Source organism: Variovorax paradoxus (assembly GCF_030811855.1).
GTDB classification, from domain to species: Bacteria; Pseudomonadota; Gammaproteobacteria; order Burkholderiales; family Burkholderiaceae_C; genus Variovorax; species Variovorax paradoxus_L.
Window position 1 is genome coordinate 221,378 of the sequence record NZ_JAUSRN010000010.1, and the last position, 23,834, is coordinate 245,211.

The 23,834-nt window shown below is 66.9% G+C and carries 21 protein-coding genes; 14 read left to right on the top strand and 7 right to left on the bottom strand.

The window, feature by feature from the left end:
• Positions 1-10: 10 nt before the first annotated feature.
• Positions 11-787: a type III pantothenate kinase gene (locus J2X92_RS19625; protein ID WP_055798213.1), complete on the bottom strand. Its 777-nt coding sequence runs from the start codon at positions 785-787 to the stop codon at positions 11-13.
• A 134-nt stretch (positions 788-921) separates the two neighbouring features.
• Here J2X92_RS19625 and lysM point away from each other — a divergent pair, with 134 nt between their 5' ends.
• Positions 922-1,383: a peptidoglycan-binding protein LysM gene (gene lysM / locus J2X92_RS19630; RefSeq protein WP_307577876.1), complete on the top strand. Its 462-nt coding sequence runs from the start codon at positions 922-924 to the stop codon at positions 1,381-1,383.
• Positions 1,384-1,431: 48 nt separating this feature from the next.
• Here lysM and J2X92_RS19635 read toward each other — a convergent pair whose 3' ends face one another.
• Positions 1,432-1,845 (bottom strand): rhodanese-like domain-containing protein, encoded by a 414-nt coding sequence (locus J2X92_RS19635; protein WP_307577878.1) that lies wholly within the window; start codon positions 1,843-1,845, stop codon positions 1,432-1,434.
• A gap of 216 nt (positions 1,846-2,061) precedes the next feature.
• Here J2X92_RS19635 and J2X92_RS19640 point away from each other — a divergent pair, with 216 nt between their 5' ends.
• The 3 genes from J2X92_RS19640 to J2X92_RS19650 all read left to right on the top strand — a co-directional run bounded on the left by J2X92_RS19640 (position 2,062) and on the right by J2X92_RS19650 (position 5,918).
• On the top strand, positions 2,062-3,171 hold the full coding sequence (locus J2X92_RS19640) for a TRAP transporter substrate-binding protein (protein ID WP_307577880.1): 1,110 nt from the start codon (positions 2,062-2,064) through the stop codon (positions 3,169-3,171).
• Positions 3,172-3,250: 79 nt separating this feature from the next.
• Positions 3,251-3,919, top strand: coding sequence for a TRAP transporter small permease subunit (locus J2X92_RS19645; protein ID WP_307577882.1), 669 nt, complete (start codon positions 3,251-3,253; stop codon positions 3,917-3,919).
• A gap of 61 nt (positions 3,920-3,980) precedes the next feature.
• Positions 3,981-5,918, top strand: coding sequence for a TRAP transporter large permease (locus J2X92_RS19650; RefSeq protein ID WP_307577884.1), 1,938 nt, complete (start codon positions 3,981-3,983; stop codon positions 5,916-5,918).
• Positions 5,919-5,945: 27 nt separating this feature from the next.
• Here the strand turns inward: J2X92_RS19650 and J2X92_RS19655 are convergent, their stop codons facing one another.
• Entirely contained in the window at positions 5,946-7,919 is a 1,974-nt protein-coding gene (locus tag J2X92_RS19655) for a PEP/pyruvate-binding domain-containing protein (protein WP_373424862.1), read from the bottom strand.
• Between the two features lie 231 nt (positions 7,920-8,150).
• Here J2X92_RS19655 and J2X92_RS19660 point away from each other — a divergent pair, with 231 nt between their 5' ends.
• Positions 8,151-10,166, top strand: coding sequence for a DUF6600 domain-containing protein (locus J2X92_RS19660; RefSeq protein WP_307577888.1), 2,016 nt, complete (start codon positions 8,151-8,153; stop codon positions 10,164-10,166).
• A 97-nt stretch (positions 10,167-10,263) separates the two neighbouring features.
• The gene (gene gorA / locus J2X92_RS19665; RefSeq protein WP_307577890.1) at positions 10,264-11,622 is read left to right on the top strand and encodes a glutathione-disulfide reductase; all 1,359 of its coding nucleotides are present in this window, start codon (positions 10,264-10,266) and stop codon (positions 11,620-11,622) included.
• On the opposite strand, the gene J2X92_RS19670 is transcribed toward gorA, so the two are convergent.
• The gene (locus J2X92_RS19670) at positions 11,619-12,527 is read right to left on the bottom strand and encodes a ketopantoate reductase family protein (protein ID WP_307577893.1); all 909 of its coding nucleotides are present in this window, start codon (positions 12,525-12,527) and stop codon (positions 11,619-11,621) included. The genes gorA and J2X92_RS19670 overlap by 4 nt on opposite strands.
• Before the next feature lie 115 nt (positions 12,528-12,642).
• On the opposite strand from J2X92_RS19670, the gene J2X92_RS19675 reads away from it, so the two are divergent.
• The 4 genes from J2X92_RS19675 to J2X92_RS19690 all read left to right on the top strand — a co-directional run bounded on the left by J2X92_RS19675 (position 12,643) and on the right by J2X92_RS19690 (position 17,247).
• Complete coding sequence (locus tag J2X92_RS19675) at positions 12,643-13,659, top strand: hypothetical protein (protein ID WP_307577895.1); 1,017 nt, start codon at positions 12,643-12,645, stop codon at positions 13,657-13,659.
• Between the two features lie 28 nt (positions 13,660-13,687).
• Positions 13,688-14,587, top strand: a complete 900-nt coding sequence (locus J2X92_RS19680) for a hypothetical protein (RefSeq protein ID WP_307577898.1) — start codon at positions 13,688-13,690, stop codon at positions 14,585-14,587.
• Positions 14,588-14,618: 31 nt separating this feature from the next.
• Positions 14,619-16,136: an AMP nucleosidase gene (locus J2X92_RS19685; RefSeq protein WP_307577900.1), complete on the top strand. Its 1,518-nt coding sequence runs from the start codon at positions 14,619-14,621 to the stop codon at positions 16,134-16,136.
• A 100-nt stretch (positions 16,137-16,236) separates the two neighbouring features.
• Positions 16,237-17,247 carry a Bug family tripartite tricarboxylate transporter substrate binding protein gene (locus J2X92_RS19690; RefSeq protein ID WP_370878350.1) on the top strand — a complete coding sequence of 337 codons (1,011 nt, stop codon included), beginning with the start codon at positions 16,237-16,239 and terminating at the stop codon, positions 17,245-17,247.
• 9 nt (positions 17,248-17,256) lie between these two features.
• Here J2X92_RS19690 and J2X92_RS19695 read toward each other — a convergent pair whose 3' ends face one another.
• Positions 17,257-17,961 (bottom strand): ArsR/SmtB family transcription factor, encoded by a 705-nt coding sequence (locus J2X92_RS19695; protein WP_307577902.1) that lies wholly within the window; start codon positions 17,959-17,961, stop codon positions 17,257-17,259.
• Positions 17,962-18,044: 83 nt separating this feature from the next.
• Between J2X92_RS19695 and J2X92_RS19700 the strand changes: the two genes are divergently transcribed.
• On the top strand, positions 18,045-19,217 hold the full coding sequence (locus J2X92_RS19700; protein WP_307577904.1) for a cytochrome P450: 1,173 nt from the start codon (positions 18,045-18,047) through the stop codon (positions 19,215-19,217).
• Here the strand turns inward: J2X92_RS19700 and J2X92_RS19705 are convergent.
• Both J2X92_RS19705 and J2X92_RS19710 read right to left on the bottom strand, forming a co-directional pair.
• The gene (locus tag J2X92_RS19705; protein ID WP_307577906.1) at positions 19,211-20,179 is read right to left on the bottom strand and encodes a pyridoxamine 5'-phosphate oxidase family protein; all 969 of its coding nucleotides are present in this window, start codon (positions 20,177-20,179) and stop codon (positions 19,211-19,213) included. The two genes, J2X92_RS19700 and J2X92_RS19705, sit on opposite strands and share 7 nt — an antisense overlap.
• Positions 20,176-20,832: a glutathione S-transferase family protein gene (locus J2X92_RS19710; protein WP_307577908.1), complete on the bottom strand. Its 657-nt coding sequence runs from the start codon at positions 20,830-20,832 to the stop codon at positions 20,176-20,178. Before J2X92_RS19710 ends, J2X92_RS19705 begins: the two co-directional genes overlap by 4 nt.
• Before the next feature lie 116 nt (positions 20,833-20,948).
• Here J2X92_RS19710 and J2X92_RS19715 point away from each other — a divergent pair, with 116 nt between their 5' ends.
• Genes J2X92_RS19715 through J2X92_RS19725 form a run of 3 tightly spaced genes read left to right on the top strand, consistent with a single transcriptional unit; the run spans position 20,949 to position 23,728 of the window.
• Positions 20,949-21,839, top strand: a complete 891-nt coding sequence (locus J2X92_RS19715) for a LysR family transcriptional regulator (protein ID WP_307577910.1) — start codon at positions 20,949-20,951, stop codon at positions 21,837-21,839.
• Between the two features lie 53 nt (positions 21,840-21,892).
• Positions 21,893-22,876, top strand: a complete 984-nt coding sequence (locus tag J2X92_RS19720; protein WP_307577912.1) for an ATP-binding cassette domain-containing protein — start codon at positions 21,893-21,895, stop codon at positions 22,874-22,876.
• A 9-nt stretch (positions 22,877-22,885) separates the two neighbouring features.
• On the top strand, positions 22,886-23,728 hold the full coding sequence (locus tag J2X92_RS19725; RefSeq protein WP_307577930.1) for an ABC transporter permease: 843 nt from the start codon (positions 22,886-22,888) through the stop codon (positions 23,726-23,728).
• The last annotated feature ends 106 nt before the right edge of the window (positions 23,729-23,834 follow it).

Here is a 23,834-nt window from a genome sequence, read left to right on the forward strand (position 1 = left end):
CTTGAAAGGCTCAGCCCGCGGCGCGCTCGCGGGCGATAACGAGGAGTCCGTCCATGATCAGGCTCTCGACAAGTTCGAAGTCGCCATTCATGACGGGCGCCATCTTCCAGCCCGCGCCGCCGGTCATGTAGCAGGCGGGCTCGGCGCCGCAGTGCGAGCGCACGTGCTGCACCATGCGCTCGACGGCGCCGGCAATGGCGTAGGTGCCGCCGCTGGTGAGCGCGTCGCTGGTGTTGGTCGGAAATTCGCGCACCTCGCCGGTGGGCACGTGCAGCCCGGCCGTGCCCGATTCGAGCGCGCGCAGCATGATGCCGTGGCCCGGCAGGATCAAGCCGCCCAGGAACTTGCCGCTGGCGTCGATGGCCTCGACCGTGACGGCTGTGCCAATCATCACCACCACCATCGGCCGCGCCGGCCCGGCGTCCAGCATCCGCTGTCGCGCACCGATCATCGCCACCCAGCGGTCGGCGCCCAGCCGCGTGGGATGGTCGTAGCCGTTGACGATGCCGGCCTCGGCCGCGCTCGACACCACCCAGCGCGGCGCGCAGTCGAAGCGCTCCTCGATCTGCTCCTCGGCGCGGCGGCGCACCGCATCGCCCGCCACCACGCAGCCCAGCATGGAACCGGGGGCGGGCAGGTCGGCCCAGGGGCCTTCGGCCAACCGCTCGATGTGGTCCAGGAACTCGGCCCCATGCGCCTGCAGCACAGCCCCCGGATGCGCGGCATCGTAGAGAGCCCATTTGAGGCGGGTGTTGCCGATGTCGATCGCAAGGAAGGGGGATGCCATGCGCGGGATTATTGCGACTTTGTCGGCATTCATGCTGGCACGTCGTTGACACACGCGGCGCGGGCCTACGCCGGCGCATACCGTTCCGCCGCTACATTCGCCAGTTCCATCCACCACGGCACAAGGAGATCACCATGGGATTGCTCAGTTTCATCAAGGAAGCCGGTGAAAAACTGTTCGGCGGATCGTCGGCCCAGGCCGCCGAGCCGGACGCCAACACCAAGGCCGCGGCGGCCATCAAGACTTACATCGAGACGCAGAATCTCGGCCTCACCGGCCTGCAAGTGACCTACACCGCCAGCAGCGGGCAGGTGACCCTGGCCGGCCAGGCCCCTTCGCAGGAGGCCAGCGAAAAAGCCGCCCTCGCGGCGGGCAACGTGGCCAATGTGACGAGCGTGGACAACAAGCTCGTCGCCCCGGCTGCGCCCCCGGCCCAGTATCACGACGTCGTCAAGGGCGACACGCTCTCGGCCATTTCGAAGAAGTACTACGGCGACCCCAACAAGTACAACGCGATCTTCGAGGCGAACAAGCCGATGCTGAGCCACCCGGACAAGATCTATCCGGGCCAGAAGCTGCGCATCCCGGTGCTTTGACCCTTCCCTCTTGAAAAGGCCCGACGTTCCCGTCGGGCCTTTTTCATTTCAGTTCTGCTTCCAGGGCAGGCCGCGCTTGCGCCAACCGCCGAGCAGGCCGCGATGTCCCTGGTCATCGGGGTTGCCCTCGAAGCCTTCGAGGATGTTGTAGGCCTCGAAGCCGAGTTCGGTGGCGCGCTTGGCCGCGGCGATGGAACGCACGCCGCTGCGGCACAGCAGCACCAGCTTCTTCTGGCCGCCCTCGCCCACGGCACGGATGCCGTCGTCGAAGGCCGGGTTGGGCACCATGCCCGGCCACTGCTTCCAGGCCAGCGGCACGGCGCCGGGCACGTAGCCGACCCATTCGCGCTCGGCGTCGCTGCGCACATCGACCAGCACGGCCTCGCCGCTCGCCATCCACTGTGCCGCTTGCTCGGGCATCACGTCGCCGGCGTAGCCTTTTTCCCCAACGGGTTCGGTCATTTCTCTCTGTCCTTCAATTTGATGGTGTACCCCATGGGCAATGGCCATTTTCGGCCGACCCTAGGGACTCATCCGGATGTCGAATTTTTCACCAGTTCGTGAAAACCCTGTTTGTTACGTATTCAGGCGCGCCAAAGATGCGAAATGGGCCTGCCAAACATAACGCCAAGGTGGCGGGCAGGGTTTCTTCGGTCAGAACTTGTATGGAGAGACAACATGACAGACAGCAAATCACCCCGCCGCCGCAACCTGCTCAAGGGCGCGGCCGTTGCCGCCGGCGCCATGTCGGCGCCGATGGTCAGCATGGCCCAGACCACCTCGCTGCGTTTTCAGAGCACTTGGCCCGCCAAGGACATCTTCCACGAGTACGCGCAAGACTTTGCGAAGAAGGTCAACGACATGGCGGGCGGGCGCCTCAAGATCGAGGTGCTGCCCTCGGGCGCGGTGGTGCCGGCTTTTCAACTGCTTGAAGCGGTGAACAAGGGCACGCTCGACGGCGGCCACGGCGTGGTGGCCTACCACTACGGCAAGAACTCGGCCCTCGCCCTGTGGGGGTCGGGCCCTGGCTTCGGCATGGATGCCAACACGGTGCTGGCTTGGCACAACTATGGCGGCGGCAAGGCGCTGCTCGAGGAGATCTACAAGAGCCTGAACATGGAGGTGGTGTCGTACCTCTACGGCCCGATGCCCACGCAGCCGCTTGGCTGGTTCAAGAAGCCTGTGGCCAGGGTCGAGGACATGAAGGGGCTCAAGTTTCGCACCGTGGGGCTGGCGGTCGACATGTTCACCGAGATGGGCACGGCGGTGAACCCGCTGCCTGGCAGCGAGATCGTGCCCGCGCTGGACCGCGGGCTGATCGACGCGGCCGAGTTCAACAACGCGTCGAGCGACCGCGTGCTCGGTTTTCCGGACGTGGTGAAGAACTGCATGCTGCAAAGCTTCCACCAGTCGGGCGAGCAGTTCGAGGTGCTGTTCAACAAGGGCAAGTACAGCGCCCTGTCGCAGGAGCTGCGCTCGATCATCGACTACGCCGTGCAGGCCGCGAGCGCCGACATGAGCTGGAAGGCGGTGCAGCGCAACTCGCAGGACTATGCCGACATGAAGAAGGCCGGCATCAAGTTCTACAAGACGCCCGACGCGGTGTTGCGCGCACAGCTTGCCGCCTGGGACAAGACCGTGTCAAAGAAGTCCGATGAAAACCCGCTCTTCAAGAAGGTGCTGGAGTCGCAGCGCACGTTCGCCGAGCGCGCGCTGCAGTGGCAGAACGACTACCAGGTCGACTTCAAGATGGCCTACGTCCACTACTTCGGCAAGAAGAAGGGCTGACCTCCATCTGCGCGCAACACCATTGGCCCGGCAGAGCCGGTTCCACGGTGTTCCAGGAACGGGCCTTGTCCATCTCGCCATGACCATCCAAAGCTTTATCCACACCGTCGACCGGTTCAGCATGATCGTCGGCAAGACCTTCTCCTGGCTCATCGTGGCACTGATGCTGCTGGTCTGCGGCGAGGTCTTCAAGCGCTACGCGCTCAACGCGCCCACCGCCTGGATCTTCGACGCCAACAACATGCTCTACGGCACGCTCTTCATGATGGGCGGGGCGTACACGCTGTCGCAGGCAGGCCACGTGCGCGGCGACTTCCTCTACGGCAGCATGAAGCCGCGCACGCAGGCCGCGCTCGACTTCGTGCTTTTCATCGTCTTTTTCCTCCCCGGCGTGCTGGCGTTGACCTGGTCGGGCTGGACCTACTTCGGCGAATCGCTCGCCATGCACGAGCAGACCTTCAACGCCGACCCGATACCGGTCTATCCGTTCAAGTTCGTCATTCCGATCGCCGGCGCGGTGCTCCTGCTGCAAGGCATCGCGGAGATGGTGCGCTGCGTGCTGTGCCTGAAGACCGGCGCATGGATGCCGCGCCTCAAGGACGCGGAAGAAATGGACGTGGTCGGGGATCAGCTCGCGGGCAGCAGCTATGTCGACGAAGCCGACAAGCGCGAGGTGATCGAGCGGGCCAAGGCCATCGAAAAGGCCGCGCAGCAGCGCAAGAGCGACAGTACGGGAGGTTCCGTATGAGCGCAGCGCCGGGCCGCCCCAGGCAAGCTCGCGCCACGGGGCGAAGCACGGAGCTTCTTCAATGAGCGAACCCGCACTCGGCCTCTCGATGCTCGCGTTGATCGTGGTCGTGATCATGCTCGGCTTCCCCACGGCGTTCACGTTGATGGGGCTGGGCATGTTCTTCGGCTTCATCGCCTTCCATGACCCCGCCACGCCATGGCTCGACAACCGCATCTTCGACCTGATGGTGCAGCGCGCCTTCGGTGCCATGACCAACGAGACGCTGCTTTCGATTCCGCTGTTCGTGCTGATGGGCTATGTGATGGAGCGCGGCGCCCTCGTCGACAAGATGTTCCATAGCGTGCAACTCGCCTTTCGCCGCGTGCCGGGGTCGCTCGCGGTGACGACGCTGATTGTCTGCACCTTCTGGGGCATTGCGAGCGGCCTCGTCGGCGCCGTGGTGGTGCTGATGGGCGTGATTGCGATGCGCCCGATGCTCAACGCCGGCTACGACACGCGCCTTGCAGCCGGCGTGATCACTGCGGGCGGCACGCTCGGCATCCTGATTCCGCCCTCGGTGATGATCATCGTGTACGCGGCAGTAGCCGGACAGTCCGTCGTCAAGCTTTATGCGGCCGCGATGTTCCCTGGCTTCTTCCTCGCCCTTCTCTACCTGGTCTACGTGATCGGATGGGCCATGCTGCAGCCGAAGGTCGCGCCCAAACTGCCACCCGACGAGCAGCGCGCCCACGTCTCGCCCTGGGTCGCGCACATCGCCGCCAGCTATTCGCCGCGCATGCTGCCCGCATTGGTCGCTGCCGTGGTGTCGCCGGCACGCGCGCTGCGCGGCATGGCCGAGGGCGTGCGCATCACATGGTGGACGCTGCTGCGCGGCCTCCTCGGCGCGCTGGTGCCGCTGGCGCTCGCGGCCGTGACGCTGGGCTCGGTCTGGTGGTATGTGGCGATCTACTCGCAGAAGGACAACAACGCGCCGGTGGCGGAGCAGCAGTCGACGCAGAAGGCTGCGGGAACAGTTGCCGCGCTGCCCGAAGCCCCATCATCTTCCAGCACCGGGCTGGCCGAACCGCCGGCTTCGGAAGAGCCGAAGGAGCCCGCATCGGACGGCGGCCTGCAGGAGCCGCCCGGCGGAGTGGAGGAGCCACCCGGCAGCGAGGCCGCTTCGCCGCCGCAGGCCGCTTCCGAGGGCGGTTTGCAACAGCTCGGCGAAGCGGTCGATGCACCGAAGACCGCCGCAGTGCCCGAAGCCTTCTACACAGGATTCTTGGTCGCCAGCCTATTAACGCTCGTGCTGCTGGCCTGGTACTACTGGCGCCTGGATGCGGAGCAGTTCGAGATCCTGCGCATGCTGGTGTCGTCGGTTATGCCGCTTGCCACGCTCACGCTGGTTGTGTTGGGCGTGATCCTGTTCGGCATCACGACCGCAACCGAGTCGGCTGCGGTGGGTGCCGCCGGTGCCTTCCTGATGGCGTGGCAAGCCGGCACCCTGAACTTTAAGAAGATCAAGGAGGCCGTGTTCCTCACGCTCAAGACCACCTCGATGGTCTGCTGGCTCTTCGTGGGCTCTGCGCTGTTCTCGGCGGTGTTCGCGCTACTGGGCGGCCAGCGCATCATCGAGGAATGGGTGCTGGGCATGAATCTCAGCCCGCTGCAGTTCCTGCTGCTGTCGCAGGCGATCATCTTCATTCTCGGCTGGCCGCTCGAATGGACCGAGATCATCGTGATCTTCGTGCCCATCTTCCTGCCGCTGCTCGCGCACTTCGAGATCGACCCGCTGCTTTTCGGCGTGCTGGTGTTCGTGAACCTGCAGGCGGCGTTCCTGTCGCCGCCAGTGGCAATGTCTGCCTTCTACCTGAAGGGGGTGTCGCCGCCGCACGTGACGATCAACCAGATCTTCGCGGGGATGATGCCGTACATGCTGATCGTGATCCTGTGCATGGTGTTCATGTACATCTGGCCAGGGTTGACGCTGTGGCTGCCGCAGTATCTGTATGGGTAACATCGGCCCGCGGCGGTTGCTTGCCGATCAGCGGCGCCGCTCCACATAGGGGCGCGCCTGCAGCAGCACGATGCGGTCGCCCACGGTGGCCCACTCGATGTCCTGGTCAACGCCGCCGAACGCCCGCTTCACGGCCGCGCCCACGCCTGCAAGGCGCAGCACCAGTTCGTCCGTCAGCACGGTGCGGCCGGCTTCCACCGGCACCTCTTTCACGCCGCCGTCCTTGTCGAGCTGAAGAGCCGTCTCTTCGGCCGAGCGGCTCAGCACCTGGATCGCCTTCGACCAGCTCGAATACATCACCTGCTCGGCCACACGCTGGCCCTCGACCACGCGGATGCCGATGCCGCGCTTGGCAGAGATGTAGGTGACGTAGGGGTGGCCCGCGTCGAAGGGGTCGCGCGTGATCATCACGCCGGCGTTGGTCGAATCGATCGCGGTCTGCACGAACACGCCCATCAGCACCGACTCGGCGCCGAAGCCCGCGGCACTGCGCGCCTCCCACGCTTCGGGGTTGAAGACTGAGGCCCAGACCTTCTTCACCGCGAGCTCGAGCGCGTCGCCGGTCTTGACGTTGGGCACCGTGCTGTAGAGGCCCGCGCCGCTGAAGCCGGGGAGGTCTTCCGAGTTGGACGAGCTGCGCACGAACACGCCGCCGCCGCCCAGCTGCGATTGCCATGCCGCCCGCCAGGACGCCGCAGTGGCGGGCTCGACCGGCCATTTGACGATTGCATCGCGCAACTGCGCCAGCGCCTTCTGCCGGGCTTGCGGATCGCTCGCAAACCCGGGCTGTTGCTGCATGCGCGCGATGCGATCTGCCAAGCCATTCACGCGCATGAAGCGGTCGTAATGCGCAAAGGGAATGCAGAAGCCGTCGGGCACCGTGGTGGACGGAATGCGCGCCGCCAGCATGGCGCCCAGGTTCGCGGCCTTCGAGCCGCACTGGGCGCTGTTGCGTGCGCGCAGAGACGCCAGCGGCAGCAGGCGGGTTTCGCGCAGGTCAGGCTTGGCGGACTTCGCACTGCCGGGCACCGCACCAATGGCCGCGCTGCGCACGTTGCGCGGCGTCAGCGCGGCCACCTCGTCGGGCGTGAGGCGGCGCAGCTGATAGCCCGAGGCCGCGACCTTGAGCGCCACCCACTGGCCGGCATGTTCGCGCAGCACGGATGCGGCATCGCGCACATAGGCGTTGGGAATGCCCCAGCCCTTGGCCAGCAGGTTGACGTGCGACAGCGCGGTCGACGGCCGCTCGGTCAGCACGCCCGCCACGGGCGGCAGGTTGATGGGCACCTGGCGCAGCACGGCGATGTCGTCGGGCAACAGCGCGTTCAATGCGTTCGGGCCCGAGGCCTCGTCCACGATGCGCACGCGCCCCGTGGCCGTACCGAGGTTCATCGGCATGTAGGGCTGCTCGCGGATCAGCGCTTCCTGGCTGACGAAATCGATGCCGGCCTCCTTGGCGACCCGATCGTGCAGCGTCGAGTTGGTCTTGAACTTCACGGGCGCGAAGAAGCTGGCCTTCACCTCTGCGTCCGCCTGGCGCAGCAGCGCGGGCGTGAGCTGGTCGCCTTCCCAGAATTCATAGGTGAAGCTGCCGATGTTCTGCTGCCAGCTCAGCGTGCCGAAAAGAAAACGGCGGTCCGCCGCGAGGTAGTTGCGGTCGATCTCGCGCTTGCCGGCGTGCGGCGCAAGGCCGGTGTCGCGCACGAAGCGCACGTGCAGCTGGTAGCGCGGCGTGTCGATGTAATAGGTGCGCACCGGCCTGGTCCGGCGGTCGACCGCGAACAGCACGTGGGCCAACTGCATCGGCGTGCCGGGGTCGTAGACGCGGGCCAGGCTGTCGAAGTCGCCCCGGCTGCGCAGCGCGGGCAACGACGCCAGTGCCGCCACGCGCTTTGCGGGCTGCCCGGCCGCGCCCTCGGAAGCGGCCGTGTTGTTCTGCTGCTGATAGTAGGAAGGCTTGCGCGCCAGCTGGGCTTCCGCCGGCAGGATGGCGATGGCCATCGCGCCCAGCGCCAGCGTCGCGAGCCAGCGCGGTTTGCTCTTGTTTCGGTAGCGTGGTTTGTCCGATGTGCCTTGATATTTGTCGTTTTTCATGCAGGGTCCCTCATTACATGCGGTTGCCGAATGTGCGTGCGCTTCACCAAGCAGGGGACCTGCGCTGACAGCGGCAGCGGATTCTCGCGCGTTACATATCCATTGCTTTCATCCGGTCCCGCGAACCAGAGACAAACCATGAAACGCCCCACCATTTCCATCGTTCCTGCCCGGCCGCTGTATCGATGGCTGATCGGCTTGGCACTGCTGTGCATCGCCGCAGCAGCCAGCGCACAGCAAGACCCACCCGGCCGCGTGGCTCGTTTGAACTTGCACGAAGGCGCGGTGAGCTTTGCACCGGCCGGCGAAGACAGCTGGTACGACGCGCAGCCCAACCGCCCCATCACCACCGGCGACCGGCTCTGGACCGACCGCAACGCGCGGGCCGAAGTGCACATTGGTTCGGCCACGCTGCGAATGGACGGCCAGACCCACGTCGAGTTCTCCGAACTCGACGACGACACCATCCGCGTCACCGCAAACCAGGGCAACCTGCAATTGCGCGTGCGAGACGACCTCTCCGGCCAGCGCGTCGAGTTGGACACCGGCAACCTGGCCGTGGTGATCGACGCGCCCGGCGAATACCGCATCGCAGCCGACCCGGCCGCCGACACCACGTGGATTGCCGTGGCCTCGGGCCGTGTGACGCTGCACGGCGAGAACGGCGAATCGCAATCGCTGGGCGCGCGGCAGCAGCTCACCGTGGGCGGCCGCAACCTGGCCGCGGTGGGCGGCGCACCGGCGCAGAACGGCAGCTTCGATGCCTGGGTGGCGGAGCGCAACCGCATCGAGGACCAGTCGATTTCTGCGCGCTACGTGTCGCGCGACGTCGTCGGCTATCAGCAACTCGACATCTACGGCGACTGGCAAAGCGACCCCACCTATGGCGACGTCTGGTTTCCGCGCAACGTCGATGCCGAATGGGCGCCATACCGCGACGGCCAATGGGTGAACATCGCGCCTTGGGGCCTGACCTGGGTCGATGCGGCGCCATGGGGCTTTGCGCCTTTCCACTACGGGCGCTGGGCTCGCGTGGGTCCGCGCTGGGCCTGGGTACCGGGGCGGACGACCACGCGGCCCGTGTATTCGCCCGCACTGGTGGGCTTTGTGGGCGGCGGCGCGAACGCGACGCTGCAGATCGGCGACGGCCGCAGCGGCGTGGGCTGGTTCCCGCTGGCGCCCGGCGAGGCGTGGCGGCCCGCCTATCGCGCGAGCCCGCGCTACATCGACCAGGTGAACCGCATGGCCGCTTACCGGAACCGGCAGGCCGAGCTGCGCAACGAGTTCTACGCCAACCAGCGGATGCCCGGCGCCGTGACCGTGCTGCCGGCCGACCGCTTCGGCCGCGGCCCCTTCGGCCGCCGCGACCTGGTGCGCGTGCCCGACGACCGGTTTGCGCGCGTGCCGGTAGTGCCGGCGCCGGGAGTGCCAGTGCAAGGCTTCGGCAGCGGCTTCGGCCGGCCCGCGGCGGTGCTGCCGCCGCCGACCCCGCCGATGCTGCGCCAGCAGCAGGAACTGCAGTACGAGCAGGCGCGGCAGGCCCGCCAGATGCAGCAGGCGCAGCAGCGCGCGTTGCAGGGCCAACCCTCCCAGCAGCTGCAGCAACGACAGCAAATGGAATGGCAACGCCAGCAGGAGTTGCGCCAGCAACAGCAGCAACAGGAGTGGCCTCAGCGCGGCGACCAGGACCGGCAGTGGCAACACCGGCAGCAGCAACAACCGAACCAGCAGATGCAGCTACAGCAACAGCAGCAGCAACAACAGGCGCAGCGGCAACAGCAGGAGATGCAGCAGCGTGCGGCAGCACAGGCACAGGCACAGGCCCAAGCTCAGCAGCAGTTGCAGCAGCAACAGCGCGCGGCGCAGCAGCAAGCCCTGGCCCAGCAACAGATGCTGCGCCAGCAGCAGGAGATGCTGCGCCAGCAGCAGGAGATGCAGCAGCGCGCCGCGCAGGCGCAGCAGCAGCTCCAGGCACAGCAGGAAGCTCAGCGCCAGGCACAGGAAGCTCAGGTGCGCGCGATGCAGCAGCAACGCGGCTTCACGCAACCGCAAGCCCCACAGCCTCAGGCACAGCCTCAAGCTCCGGCCCAGCCGGGCCAACGCCCCGGCGCCGACGAGCGCCGCCGACTCGTGACCTCTCCCGACCAGCGCTGAACGCCGCGCGCGCGGCGGTGCATGGCCCCGCGCGTGAGCCCCTCCAGCACCGGCGCCTCCTTGGCGGCTACAGTCTCCGCCAAGGAGCGTCTTTTCCATGCCCACTTTCGACTTCGATCTTTTCGTCATCGGCGGCGGCAGCGGCGGCGTTCGCGCCGCGCGCATGGCGGCGCAGCACGGCGCGCGCGTCGGATTGGCCGAGGCGGCCGAACTCGGCGGCACCTGCGTCAACGTGGGCTGCATTCCGAAGAAGCTCTACAGCTACGCAGCCGGGTACGCCGAATCCTTCGAGGAATCTGCCGGCTACGGCTGGAAGCTGCCCGAAGCGCCGCAGTTCGACTGGGCCTATCTCAAGACCCAGCGCGCAAAGGAAATCTCGCGGCTCAACGGCGTGTATGCCTCGCTGCTGATGAATTCAGGCGTCACGCTGGTCACCGGTTGGGCGCAGCTGGTCGACGGCCACACGATCGAGGTCGACGGCAAGCGCCACACGGCCCGCCACCTGCTGGTGGCCACCGGCGGCACGCCCTACGTACCGGAGATGCCGGGACGCGAGCACATCGTCACCTCCGACGCGATGTTCGATCTCGCGCCCTTTCCAAAGCGCCTGCTGGTGGTGGGCGGCGGCTACATCGCCTGCGAATTCGCGTCGATCTTCAATGGCCTGGGCGCCAAGGTGACGCAGCTGCATCGCCGCGCGCATCTGCTCACGGGCTTCGATGACGACGTGCGGCAGTTCGTCGCCAACGAGATGGGCAAGGCCGGCATCGAGGTGCGGCTCAACGTCGAGGTGGCATCCATCGCGCGCGGGTCGCACGGGCTCGTCGTCACGCTGGCGCGCGGGCAGCAGGTCGAAGCCGACACGGTGCTGTTTGCCACCGGCCGGGTGCCCAACACGCAGGGCCTCGGCCTGGAGGCCGCGGGCGTGGCGCTCGACGAGCGCGGCGCGATCGCGGTCGATGCGCACTACCGCAGCTCGGTGCCGTCGATCTACGCGGTGGGCGACGTTTCCACCCGCGTGCAGCTCACGCCCGTCGCGCTGGCCGAGGCAATGGTGGTGGTCGATGCCTTGTTCGGCAAAGGCAAGCGCGCTCTCGACTATGAATACATTCCCACTGCGGTGTTCACGCACCCGAACATCGGCACCTGCGGCTACACCGAGCTGGACGCGCGCGCCCGGTTCGGCGAGGTCGCTGTGTTCTCGACCGAATTCAAGTCGCTGCGCCACACGCTCTCGGGACGCGGCGAACGCACCTTCATGAAGCTGGTGGTGCACAAGGCCACCGACCGCGTGGTCGGCCTGCACATGGTGGGTGCCGATGCGGGCGAGATCGTGCAGGGCTTTGCCGTGGCCATGCGCGCGGGCGCGACCAAGGCGCTGTTCGACAGCACCGTGGGCATACACCCAACGGCGGCTGAAGAATTCGTGACCATGCGCGAACCGATGCCAGGCTAGGTACCGGCCTTCTGCGGCGTGCCTTCAAGCAGCTTCACCAGCACCAACAGCACGCGATTCGCGGGCGTGGGCACGCCCAGCGCCTCGCCGCGGCGCACGACGTAGCCATTGAGGTGTTCGATTTCGCTCGGCTTGCCGCGCGAGAGATCTTGCGCGGTCGATGAGTATTGGGTGGGCATCGTCTCTGCAATGCCGCGCACGGCGGCGTCGGTATCGCCGGGTATCTCTACGCCTTCAGCCTTGGCAACGGCGAGGCATTCGGCCACCACGTCGCCGATGACGTCGGCAACGCCGTGGCCCTTCACCACTTCGCCATAGGGCAGCTGGGTGATGGCCGATAGCGCGTTGTAGGCGCAGTTCAGAACCAGCTTGGCCCAGAGCGAGCCGCGCACGTTGCCGGAGATCTGCGTGGGCACGCCGGCGGCGGCCAACTGCTGCGCCACCTGCTCGCTGCTGCGCGAAGGGGCGATCACCAGCTCCCCGCGGCCGTGGTGCTTCACGTGGCCCGGCCCTGCCATCTCGGTGGCGACGTAGACCACCGCGGCGGCCACTTCGCTGGACGGCAGCATCGATCGCACGCGCTCGTCGTTGTCGACGCCGTTCTGCAGCGTGAGCACCAGCGTACCGGGCGAGAGATGCGGCCCGATCTCTGCCGCGGCCGATTCGGTGTCGGTGGACTTCACGCAGAACAGCACGAGGTCGGCGCCCCGCACCGCATCCGCCTGCGTGCTCGCGCCAAGCTTCACCTGTTCGTCGAAAGTTTTCGTCTCGAGCCGCAACCCATTCGCGCGGACGGCCTCCACGTGCGACGGCCGACCAATCAGCATCACTTCATGGCCCGCGCGCGCCAGCATGGCACCGTAGTAGCAGCCGACAGCGCCGGCGCCCATGACTGCGACCTTCATCTGCTTCACCTTTCGCGGTTGTTGATGGAAAGGCTGCCGAGATTAAACGTTCTGAAGCCGGGCACAATCGCGCGGCCTCAACGTTGTCCAACCCCTTGCCCCAAGGTTTTCTGTCATGAGCGTTTCCGCCCTTCGCCTGCGCGAAAACTTGTCTGCCGCGTTCCAGCGCGGCAAGAAGGGCGGGCAGCGCACCGGTCCACTGGGCGCGCCGGCCATCGAAGGCGCCGATCCGCCGGCGGTCTACGACTACCTGGGCGACATGCAGCTGCGCTTCATGTTCACGGCGCCCGACGGCACGCAGGCGGTTGCCAAGGACGCCGACCTGCAACGCCTCAACCTCACGCCCGAACTCGCGATGACGCAGGTCGCGGTGAACACGCGACGCGCGCGCGGCGCGCCCAAGCATGCGCTGTTCGGCCAGGGCGTCTACCAGTTCACGGGCCGTGGCGACGCGGACACCGACGCCAGCTACCTGCTGGACCGCGGCTTCTGGCGCACCCAGCTGCAGGCTTTTCCGAGGGGCGTGGTGGCGGCGATTCCGCGGCGCGGCAGCCTCTTCTTCGCAGATGCCGGCGACAGCGCCTCAACGGAAGAACTCACGCGCATGGCTTCACGCCTGCACGATGCGGCGGGCGAGCACCGGGTGTCGGGCCTGCTGTACCTCTTCAGCGCGCGCGGCTGGGAAGTTCTTGGCGCCCTGCCCGCCGCAGCGCCTGCGACGGCGTCCGCGGCAGAAAGCCGGGCCAGGCCAGGTGTCCGCCCGCGGGACCCCGAAGCCGCCCAAGCGCACGACGACGAGGAGCTGCCGCTCTCGCTCGTCGCCGGCGGGCAGAAGTTGGTCATCTACTGCCTCATCGCGAACTTCGTGCTGTCGGCTGCCGCGCGGGGAGGGTCGATTCCGCCGCTGGTTGCCTCGGCGCTGTACATCGCCACGGCCGCGGTGAGCTTGTTCGGCATCGTGCGCATCTGCTCCGGGCTGGGCCATGGCACCACGGTCAAGGTCCTGTTCATGGTGCTGGCCTTCGTGCCGCTGGTGAACCTGATTGCGCTGCTCTACCTGAGCAGCAAGACCACCCGCCTTCTGCGCGGCGCCGGCTGGCGCGTGGGCCTGCTGGGGGCCAAGGCATCGTGAAGAAAATCAAGAAAACTGGAGCCCGCCGATGAGCGGCCACAGCATGTTCGCCATCCCCGTCGGCCAGCAGGCCAGCCTGTGGCTGAGCTACGCCGTCGTGCTGATGCTGTTGCCGGTGTGCGCGGTGATTGCCGGCGTGGTCGTGGGCGTCTCGAACCGCGGCCAGTCGCCCGAAGACGGCAGCCTGGTGCGGCAGTTCCTTTTGTTCCTGACCATCTTTGCGGCCGCGACCTGGGGCATCAGCCGGCTGCCCTCGGTCCAGTCGCGCATCAATCCCGAGGTCAAGCTACAGGAGCAGCTGCACGAGAACATCGCGTACCGGGCCATTGAAAAATATTCGCCGAGCGACTTGGTCACGGTGCAGGCGGCGCTCGGCAAGGAGGCCGCCGGCGGGGCAAGCGTCGCCGACGCCTTCGTGCGCATCCGGCCGGTGTTCGCAGCGCTGACCCGCGAGCGCCTGGGTTTTGCCGACCAGGCCACGGCCGTGATGTGGACCCACGTTATGCGCGACGTGCTGCAGCAGATGAAGGCGTCCGATCCACAGAACTGCGTCCGCACGCTGCATCCCGTGCCGGGAACGCTGCATCCGCTTTCTGGGCCGGTGCTGAGCGAAGAGAGCAGTGCCGCCTTCCTGAAGGCGGTCGCGGATGTCTACGCTTCGGCCTCGGAAGGCATGCGCCACGACACCGTCCGCAAGGACCCGCACGTCGAACTGCAGGCGCTGCAGATGGAATACCGGCGGGTGATGGATCAGATGCAGGGCGAGTTCGGCGAGGACGCCGTCCGCACCAAGGACCCGGCGTGGCGCGAAGCGCATCCGGCCCTCTATTGCGACATGGTGCTGCGCAAGACGCAGCTCATCCTGCAGCGCGAGCCGGCCATCGCGGGGTCCTTGCTGCGCGCCTATTGGCGCGGCGATACGAACTGATAAGGCCGCGTCGGCATTGCACAATGCCGACATGCCTTACATGCCCACCTTCGTCGCTCCCGCCCGCTTCACGGACGCCGCCGCCGCTCTCGAACAGGTCAGGTCCATCTACCAAGCCGGCCTGGCGCACCTGCGCGAGTCGATGCTGCGTTTTGTCGCCGGCGAGGCGCTGCCGGGTCGGGTGCGGGCCTGCTACCCCTTCGTGCGGGTGCACACACACACCGTGTCGCGCCACACGCCGCCGGCCAACGCGGGCCTGAGCTACGGCTTTGTGGCGGGCCCGGGCCGCTACGAAACCACGCTCACGCGCCCCGATCTTTTCTCGCACTACTACCTCGACCAGTTCCGCCTTCTGCTCGAAAACCACCAGGTCGACATCGAGGTCGGCACCAGCACCCAGCCGATTCCCATTCACTTCTCCTTTGCCGAGAACGACCACATCGAAGGCACGATGAGCGAGGAGCGGCGCGCGCTGATGCGCGACGTGTTCGACCTGCCCGATTTGGGGGTGATGGACGACGGCATTGCCAACGGCACCTACGAGGCGCAGGCGGGCGAGGCGCAGCCGCTGTCGCTCTTCACGGCCGCGCGCGTGGACTATTCCCTGCACCGCCTGCGCCACTACACCGGCACGGCGCCCGAGTGGTTCCAGAACTTCGTTCTGTTCACCAACTACCAGTTCTACATCGACGAGTTCGTGCGCCTGGGCCACGAGGCCATGGCCGACGAGAACAGCGAATACGTCGCCTTCATCGAGCCCGGCAACGTGATTACTCGCCGGCGCGGGTTGCCCGCGGGCGCAAGCACCAACTACGGATCGCTGCTCGACGGCAGTCAGGGCACGGCGCCGCCGCGCCTGCCGCAGATGCCGGCCTACCACCTGGTGCGCGAGGACTGCAGCGGCATCAGCATGGTGAACATCGGCGTCGGCCCGGCCAATGCCAAGACCATCACCGACCACATCGCCGTGCTGCGACCGCACGCCTGGATGATGCTGGGCCACTGCGCGGGCCTGCGCAACGCGCAGCAGCTGGGCGACTATGTGCTGGCCCACGCCTATGTGCGCGAAGACCACGTGCTGGACGAGGAGCTGCCGCTGTGGGTGCCGATTCCGGCGCTTTCGGAGATCCAGTTGGCGCTGGAAAAAGCGGTGGCCGACGTCACGCGCTACACGGGCCCCGACCTGAAGAAGATCATGCGCACGGGCACGGTGGCGAGCACCGACAACCGCAACTGGGAGCTTTTGCCCGGCAACCAGCCGCAGCGCCGCTTCAGCCAAAGCCGCGCGGTGGCGCTGGACATGGAAAGCGCCACCATCGCGGCCAACGGCTTCCGCTTCCGGGTGCCCTACGGCACGCTCCTGTGCGTGAGCGACAAGCCGCTGCACGGCGAGATCAAGCTGCCGGGCATGGCCAACCATTTCTACCGCGAACGCGTGGAGCAGCACCTGCGCATCGGCATGCGGGCGATCGACATCCTTCGCGAACAGGGCTCGACCCGGCTCCATAGCCGCAAGCTGCGCAGCTTCGCGGAGGTCGCTTTTCAGTAATAGTTGGCACTTCCTAGGGTTTACACCTACTCCGTCGCATGCACGGACGACGCATTTAGCGGAGATCATTCAGTTACTGTTCTCTACAACTGGAAACAAAATGCCTCGTCCGTCGGCCACGAGCCTTTCCCGCCGCAACTTCAACGCATGGATGGCGGGCGCTGCCGCCGTTGCTGGCGCGGGGCATGCGGCCCTGTGGCCCCGCTCGGCCGGCGCGGCCGAGCCGCAGCTGGTCTCCAAGCTGCGCATCGTCATCCCCGCCAACGAAGGCGGCGGCTGGGACCAGACCGGCCGCGCACTCGGCGCGGCGCTGCTGGCTTCGGGCGCGGCGGGCGAGGTGATTTATGAAAACATCGGCGGCAAGGGCGGCACCATCGGCCTGGCCAAGTACGTCGAAAAATACGATGCCGACCCCGATACGCTGCTGATGAGCGGCATGGTCATGGTCGGCGCAGTGGCGCTGCAGAAGCCGGCCGTCACCATGGCCCAGGTCGCACCCGTCGCACGCCTCACCAGCGACTACGAGGTGGTGGCGGTGAAAGCCGACTCCCCCATCAAGACGCCGAAGGACCTGATCGCCCAGTTGCGCGCCGATGCGGCCAAGACCGTCATCGCCGGCGGCTCGGCGGGCGGCGTGGACCACATGTATGCCGGCATGCTGGCCCGCGTGGCCGGCAACGCCGCGAACCTGGTCTACCAGCCCTACCCTGGCGGCGCCCAGGTGGTGGAGGCGCTCACCACCGGCAAGGCGGTGGCGGGCATCTCGGGATTCAGCGAATTCAGCGAGAGCCTCGCCAGCGGCAAGCTGCGCGCCATCGGCGTGTCATCGAAGCGGCCGTTCCTTGGCATCCCGTCGGTGCGGGAGCAAGGCGTGGACGCCGACCTCGCCAATTGGCGCGGCGTGCTCACCGGCAAGAAGGTGCCGGCGGAACGCAAGGCCGTGCTGCTCGAAGCCGTGCACCGCGCCACCACCGCCGACGTTTGGCAAAAGACCATCAAGCGCAACAACTGGGATGCTTACTGGATGGCTGGCAAGGATTTCGAGAGCTTCCTCGAGCTGGACTTGGCCATGGCCGGACCGATGATCTATCTGCTCAAGCTAAAGGCTTGACAACGCCTTTCAGGCGAAGAGCTCCGGCATTTCGCGCTGCGCCTTGGGCGTGAGCGTCAGTTCGCGCCCATCGAGCGCCTGCCGCACCCAGCCGCGGCGCAGCGACAGCTGGAGCCAGGCCGCACCGAGTGCGCCGCCCAGATGCGGACGGCGCTCGCTCCAGTCGAGGCAGGCGCAGGCAAAGCGCCTGCGCGAACGCCGCACTGCGTCCACTTCCACACCCAGACTCTCGAGCGCGATCGCGCCTTCGGGCGTGAGCTCGTACGAACCGCTCTCCAGGCCGCTGAGCCACCCCTGCGCATGCAGGCGGTCATGCAGCGCGACGCCGGCAGTTCCGGCCATGTGGTCGTAGCAAGTGCGCGCGGTGCGCAGGCGGCTTGGGGTGCTCGGCTTGAACTCGGCAGCGCGCGGTGCGCCGGCCACCACCATGAGGCTCTCGAGCGCGGCGGCGACGTTGTCGCCGGCCAGGCGGAAATAGCGGTGCTTGCCTTGCACCAGCAGTTCGACCAGCCGCTCTTCCTTCAGGCGCGCAAGGTGCGCGCTGGCGGTGGACGGGGCCACCTCGGCGACGGCGGCAAGCTCGGTGGCTGTGCGCGCGTGGCCATCCATCAGGCAGCTCAGCATGCGGGCGCGCGCGGGCTCGGCAATGGCGCCGGCCAGGCGGGCCAAGTGGAAATCGGCGTTCGATGGAGAGGATGGGGAGGACGTGTCCATGCGCCGATCGTAAGTCGCCGGCGCAATCCACACTTCGTCCACGGGCGAAGTGTGGCGGCGGCTTCGATTGCACACTGCGGGCCATGAATCCAAGCCAATCTTTCTCTGCCGATTCGCCCGCCGACCCGGTCGCGGCTGCCACCCATGCTGATCCTTATCCCTACTATGCAGAACTGCGCGCGGACCCGCCGCTCGTGTGGAACGAGACGCTTCGCGTGTGGGTCGCGAGCCGCGCCGACGTCATCGAATCGCTGCTGCTCGCGCACGTCGCGCTGCGCGTGCGGCCGGCCGCCGAACCGGTGCCGCGCGCCATCCTGGGCAGCCCGGCCGGTGAGGTGTTCGGCCATCTGGTGCGCATGAACGATGGCACGGCGCACCAGGCGCACCGGCCCGCCCTGCAACGCGCATTGGCCGGGCTGGATCTCGATACCGTTCATTCGGCGGCCTTGCAGGTTGCGCGCTGCGTGACCGCGCCATCCATGTCCGATGCGCTGTTCTCCATGCCGATTCGGGCGGTCGCTCATCTGCTCGGCTTCGCCGACGAAGCGCTGCCGCAGATCGACCGCTGGATGCGCGATTTCGTCGCTTGCCTGTCGCCGCTTTCCAGCGCAGACCAGTTGCAAGCCGCCAGCGTCGCAGCAAACGAACTCATGGCGCGCTTCGATACCTTGGCCGCGGGCACGCAGCCACGACACGGAAGCTTGCTCGCAGCGGTGCTGGCCGAAAGCGATGCCAGTGCACCTCTCACGCGTTCGCTGCTCGCCAATCTCGTCGGCCTGCTCTCGCAAACCTGCGATGCGACGGCAGGCTTGCTGGGCAACAGCCTCATCGCTGTGATGCGCGAGCCTTCGCTGCGTGAGGCCGCGCGAACGCGCGTCGGACTACAGGCCGTCGTCGAGGAGACCGCGCGCCATGACCCATCGGTGCAGAACACGCGCCGCTTCTGCGTTGAACCCATCAGCATCGCAGGCACGACATTGGCGGCGGGGGATGCGGTGCTGCTCGTGCTGGCGGCTGCGAACCGTGATCCGGCCTTCAACCCCGACCCCGACCGCTTCACGCTCGTGCGTGCACGGCGCCGCATGCTGGGCTTCGGCCACGGCGTGCACGCCTGTCCGGGGCAAGCGCTGGCCTGCACGCTCGCAGCCGCGGGACTCGAGGCTTTGCTGAGTCGCGCGCCCGATTTCGATGCGATGCGCGAACGCGGCTGGAGCTACCGCCCTTCAGCCAACGCGCGCATTCCCGTCTTTCACTGACGCGCCCAGCGCCCCGTGCCAGCCAGGTGCGGCGACAGCTCGGCATCGCCCCAGCGCAGCGGCAGCGCGGCAGGCCGGCGCAATGCATGGTCGACATGCAGCCGCAGCAGCCGCTCTGCCCCTTCGAACTGGGCGAGCTCGGGCCCGTCCAGCACGATTTCGGCCGTGGCTGCCACGTGCAGGAGTTCGCCGCTGTCGAAGTCGATGAACAGCAGGCCTGCGCGCGGATGGGCCACCAAGTTGCCCAGTGTGTTGAAGAAACAGTTGCCATTGAAATCGGGCACGGTCAGCACGCCGTTTTCATCGACGCGAACGAAGCCCGGCAGGCCGCCGCGATGCGACACGTCGACGCCGTGCGACCTTGCATCTGCATCGTCGCCGGCGGCCGCTTCTTCCGGGTACGCCGTGGCAATGAACAGCGTGTCCGCGCTGCCGATGAGCCGCTCGGCAGCCAGGTCGAGCCTGTCGAGGCGCTGCACCGGCGCGCCATTGTTGTTGCGCGCAGCCGCGAACACGGGCTCGCGCGCCTGGATGTAGCGCGGGCAGTTGCCGAAGCTCTGCTGCACCTCGACCATGAAGCCCGCGCCATCCAGCGACTCGACCGTGCCGTTCATGCGGTTGCGCCGCCTAGTATGCGGCTCGATGCCCAGGAGGCCCAGCGAAGCGCCCTGCGCAAGCTGGCCGGTCAGCGGATCGCCGGCCGCCGGTAGCGCATCGATGCGCAGGTGCGTGGCGTCGGGCGAATGTACGAACCCCGCAGGTGCCGCGAGCACGCTGGCCCAGGGCTGCAGGCTGGCATCGAGGCTGCCGACCACGACAAACGGCAGTTGGGCGAAGAACTCGCGGTGCTGATTGGGCATGTAGTCGCGGATTACGCGCGGCCCCATGGCTTCCATGCGCTCGCGCCAACCGGTCTGGGCTTGCAGCGCGCGCTCGCCGGAGTGGAAGGGTGCGGCGATCATGATGCCGCCGCTGCGAGGCCGACCGGCGTGCGCACCATCGGCACGAAACCGGGCAAGGCTTCCACCCGCGCGAGCCAGGCGCGCAGATGCGGATAGGGCTCGAGCGACACGCTGCCTTCGGGCGCATGCGCAACGTAGGCGTAGTTCGCAATGTCGGCCAGCGTGGCGGACGCGCCGGCCAGGAAGGGCTGCTGCGCCAGGTGGATTTCCATGACCGCGAGCAGCGCATGCGAGCGCGTCGCAGCTTCGCCGGAGTCGGTGCGTCCGAACAGCGCTATGACACGCGCCGCCGCGGGACCATAAGCGAGCGGCCCGGCCGCCACCGAGAACCAGCGCTGCACGCGTGCCGCGCCCACCGGGTCGCGCGGCATCCAGCGGGCCGGGTCGGCTGCATAGCGCTCGTTGAGGTAGACCAGGATCGCGTTGGAGTCTGCCAGCGTGACCTCACCGTCCTCGATCACCGGCACCTGGCCAAAGGGGTTGCGCGCCAGGAACTCGGGCGTACGGTTCGCGCGCTGCTTGAGGTCGAGCTCGATGCTCTCGAAGGACAGGCCCAGCATCGAGAGAAACAAGCGCACCCGGTGCACGTGGCCCGAGATGGCGCTGCCGTAGAGCTTGATCGGTTGGGCGGGAAGGCTGGCGACGGCGTTCATGGAGAAGTCCTTTTTTGCAATGGTTTGATGGCGTGTCCCGATTCTTCTCTCTTGCATCAAATGAATGAATAGCCATTCTTGAATTTGACTGCTGCTTTTTCCGGTTTAATCGGGCCATGGACCGCTTCAAAGCCATGCAGACCTTCGTGCAAATTGCCGAGCAGGGCAGCCTGACCCGCGCCGCCGAATCGATGGGCAGTTCGCTTCCCGCGGTGGTGCGCTCTCTTGCCGCACTCGAGGCGCACCTGGGCGTGCGACTCTTTCATCGCACCACGCGCCGCCTCTCGCTGACCGAGGAAGGCCGCCACTATCTGCCCAGCGCGCGCGAAGTGCTGCTCGCGGCCGATGCCGCCGACCTTGCGCTCAAAGCCGACGCGCGCGAGCCCGCGGGCCAGCTCACCATCACCGCGCCGGTGCTGTTCGGCCACATGTACGTGGCGCCGGCCATCACGCGCTTCATGAAGCGCTACGACAAGGTGCGCTGCAGCGTGCTGCTGTACGACCGCACGGTGAACCTGCTCGAGGAAAACATCGACATCGGCATCCGCATCAGCCCGCTGCAGGATTCATCGCTCGTGGCCCAGACGCTCGGCACCATCCGGCGCGTGGTGGCGGCGAGCCCCGACTTTCTTGCGCACCACGGCACGCCGCGGCATCCGCGCGACCTGGCCGGCGCTCCTTGCGTGCGCGGCCGCATCGACGCGCCGCCGCAGTGGCAGTTTCACGAGGGCGGAAAGACCGTGAGCGTGACGCCGAGCAACCGGCTCGAGTTCAACCACCTCGCACCCGCCGTGGAGGCGTGTGCCGCGGGCATGGGTTTCGGCACCTTTTTCTCATACCAGGTGCTGCCGTACGTGGCGCAAGGCCGCTTGAAGCTGGTGCTCGAAGACTACGAACCGCCGCCCCGGCCCGTGAGCGTGATCTACCCGAACGCGCGGCTGCTACCGGCGCGCACGCGGGCTTTCATCGACTGGATGAAGAGCGAATTCAGCGGCATGCGGATGTAGGACATCGCCGATGTTTGCTGCGAATCTACGCGGGCTGTCCATCGGTTGAAGCGATGGCGGCAGGCTTCGCGCGCCTGAGCCAGAATGGCCGCGTGCTGTCCCCTTCTTCCTCTTCCACCTCACTCTTCCACGCCAGCCATCTTCTGAAGCGCTACGGCGGCACCACCGTCGTGGACGACCTGTCGTTCGAGATCGCGCCCGGAGAATGCCTTGGCGTGATCGGACCGAACGGTGCGGGCAAGACCACCACGATCCGCATGTGCCTGGGCCTCACGACGCCGGACGGCGGCGAGATCTCGGCGCTGGGCCTACAGATGCCCCGCGACGCGCTCGCCATCAAGGCGCAGCTTGGTGTGGTCTCACAGTTCGACACGCTGGACCCCGACTTCAGCTGCGCCGAGAACCTCGTGGTGTACGGCCGCTACTTCGGTTTCAGCAAGGCGCAGGTGCAATTGCGCGTGCCGCAACTGCTCGAGTTTGCCGCGCTCTCGCACAAGGCGGACGCGAAGCCGGGCGAGCTGTCGGGCGGCATGCGGCGGCGCCTGTCACTGGCGCGGGCGCTGGTGAACGACCCCAAGCTGCTGCTGCTCGACGAGCCGACCACCGGGCTCGATCCGCAGGCGCGCCACCTGATGTGGGAACGGCTGCAGGTGCTGCTGCAGCAGGGCAAATCGATCCTCCTGACCACGCACTTCATGGACGAGGCCGAGCGCCTGTGCTCGCGCCTGCTGGTGCTCGACCACGGCCGGAAGATTGCCGAGGGACGGCCTCGCGACCTGATCGCCGAACACCTCGAGCCCGACGTGGTCGAGGTGTATGGCAACGGAGCGCTCTCGCTGGCCGAGTCGCCCGAGCTCAAGGCCATGGCGGCGCGCGTGGAAGTGAGCGGCGAGACGGTGTTCTTCTACACGCAGGACGCGCGCCGCCTGCTCGATGCGCTGGCGCGGCACGGCCGGCTGCGCACCTTCCATCGGCCGGCGAACCTCGAAGATCTTTTTCTCAAGCTCACGGGCCGGCAGATTCGCCAGGAGGGCTGATCGATGAACATGACAACGACGACAACCCCAACTACCGCCCCCGGCGCCACGCCGCCATCGCCATCGGTATGGCGCGCGCCCGAACTCTCGCTGCGCTGGTGGCCGGTTTTCCTGCGCAACCTGCTGGTGTGGAAAAAGCTCGCGATCCCGAGCCTCATCGGCAACATTGCAGAGCCGCTGATCTGGCTCGTGGCCTTCGGCTACGGCATGGGCGCGCTTGTTGGCGAAGTGTCGGTCGACGGGACCCGGGTGCCCTACATCCTGTTTCTGGCCAGCGGCTCGATCTGCATGAGCGCGATGAACGCCGCGAGCTTCGAGGCGCTGTACTCGGCCTTCTCGCGCATGCACGTGCAGAAGACCTGGGACGGCATCATGAACGCGCCTGTCGGGCTCGACGACATCGTGCTGGCGGAGATGCTGTGGGCGGCATTCAAGTCGATCTTCACCGTCACCGCGATCCTGTTCGTGATGCTCGGACTGGGGATCAGCCACAGCCCGAAGCTGGTGGTGGCATGGATGGTGTTGATCGGCGCCGGCATCACCTTCTCGTCCATTGCGCTGATCTTCAATGCGCTGGCGAAGGGGTATGACTTCTTCACGTACTACTTCACGCTGTTCATGACGCCGATGATGTTCTTGAGCGGCGTGTTCTTTCCGCTGGAGCAGTTGCCTTCTGCTGTTCGGGCTGTGGCGGCTTGGTTGCCCTTGACTACTGCGGTGGCGCTGGTGAGGCCGTTGTTCATGGATCAGTGGCCTGTGGGGTGGTGGCGGCATGCGGTGGTGTTGGCGGTTTATGCGGTTGTGGCTTTTTGGATTGCTTTGGCATTGACTCGGAAGAGGTTTCGGGGGTGAGGTTGTTTTGAGTTCCGAGGCCGGGACTCGCCCCGGCGGGCGACCTACTTTTCTTTGCTTCGCCAAAGAAACGTAGGCAAAAGAAAGGCGACCCCACTGTCTGCGA

Coding starts and splice junctions, on each gene's coding strand:
- J2X92_RS19625 (WP_055798213.1), bottom strand. CDS start 787: ATGGCATCCCCCTTCCTTGCGATCGACATCGGCAACACCCGCCTCAAA.
- lysM (WP_307577876.1), top strand. CDS start 922: ATGGGATTGCTCAGTTTCATCAAGGAAGCCGGTGAAAAACTGTTCGGC.
- J2X92_RS19635 (WP_307577878.1), bottom strand. CDS start 1,845: ATGACCGAACCCGTTGGGGAAAAAGGCTACGCCGGCGACGTGATGCCC.
- J2X92_RS19640 (WP_307577880.1), top strand. CDS start 2,062: ATGACAGACAGCAAATCACCCCGCCGCCGCAACCTGCTCAAGGGCGCG.
- J2X92_RS19645 (WP_307577882.1), top strand. CDS start 3,251: ATGACCATCCAAAGCTTTATCCACACCGTCGACCGGTTCAGCATGATC.
- J2X92_RS19650 (WP_307577884.1), top strand. CDS start 3,981: ATGAGCGAACCCGCACTCGGCCTCTCGATGCTCGCGTTGATCGTGGTC.
- J2X92_RS19655 (WP_373424862.1), bottom strand. CDS start 7,919: ATGGCCATCGCCATCCTGCCGGCGGAAGCCCAGCTGGCGCGCAAGCCT.
- J2X92_RS19660 (WP_307577888.1), top strand. CDS start 8,151: ATGAAACGCCCCACCATTTCCATCGTTCCTGCCCGGCCGCTGTATCGA.
- gorA (WP_307577890.1), top strand. CDS start 10,264: ATGCCCACTTTCGACTTCGATCTTTTCGTCATCGGCGGCGGCAGCGGC.
- J2X92_RS19670 (WP_307577893.1), bottom strand. CDS start 12,527: ATGAAGGTCGCAGTCATGGGCGCCGGCGCTGTCGGCTGCTACTACGGT.
- J2X92_RS19675 (WP_307577895.1), top strand. CDS start 12,643: ATGAGCGTTTCCGCCCTTCGCCTGCGCGAAAACTTGTCTGCCGCGTTC.
- J2X92_RS19680 (WP_307577898.1), top strand. CDS start 13,688: ATGAGCGGCCACAGCATGTTCGCCATCCCCGTCGGCCAGCAGGCCAGC.
- J2X92_RS19685 (WP_307577900.1), top strand. CDS start 14,619: ATGCCTTACATGCCCACCTTCGTCGCTCCCGCCCGCTTCACGGACGCC.
- J2X92_RS19690 (WP_370878350.1), top strand. CDS start 16,237: ATGCCTCGTCCGTCGGCCACGAGCCTTTCCCGCCGCAACTTCAACGCA.
- J2X92_RS19695 (WP_307577902.1), bottom strand. CDS start 17,961: ATGGACACGTCCTCCCCATCCTCTCCATCGAACGCCGATTTCCACTTG.
- J2X92_RS19700 (WP_307577904.1), top strand. CDS start 18,045: ATGAATCCAAGCCAATCTTTCTCTGCCGATTCGCCCGCCGACCCGGTC.
- J2X92_RS19705 (WP_307577906.1), bottom strand. CDS start 20,179: ATGATCGCCGCACCCTTCCACTCCGGCGAGCGCGCGCTGCAAGCCCAG.
- J2X92_RS19710 (WP_307577908.1), bottom strand. CDS start 20,832: ATGAACGCCGTCGCCAGCCTTCCCGCCCAACCGATCAAGCTCTACGGC.
- J2X92_RS19715 (WP_307577910.1), top strand. CDS start 20,949: ATGGACCGCTTCAAAGCCATGCAGACCTTCGTGCAAATTGCCGAGCAG.
- J2X92_RS19720 (WP_307577912.1), top strand. CDS start 21,893: ATGGCGGCAGGCTTCGCGCGCCTGAGCCAGAATGGCCGCGTGCTGTCC.
- J2X92_RS19725 (WP_307577930.1), top strand. CDS start 22,886: ATGACAACGACGACAACCCCAACTACCGCCCCCGGCGCCACGCCGCCA.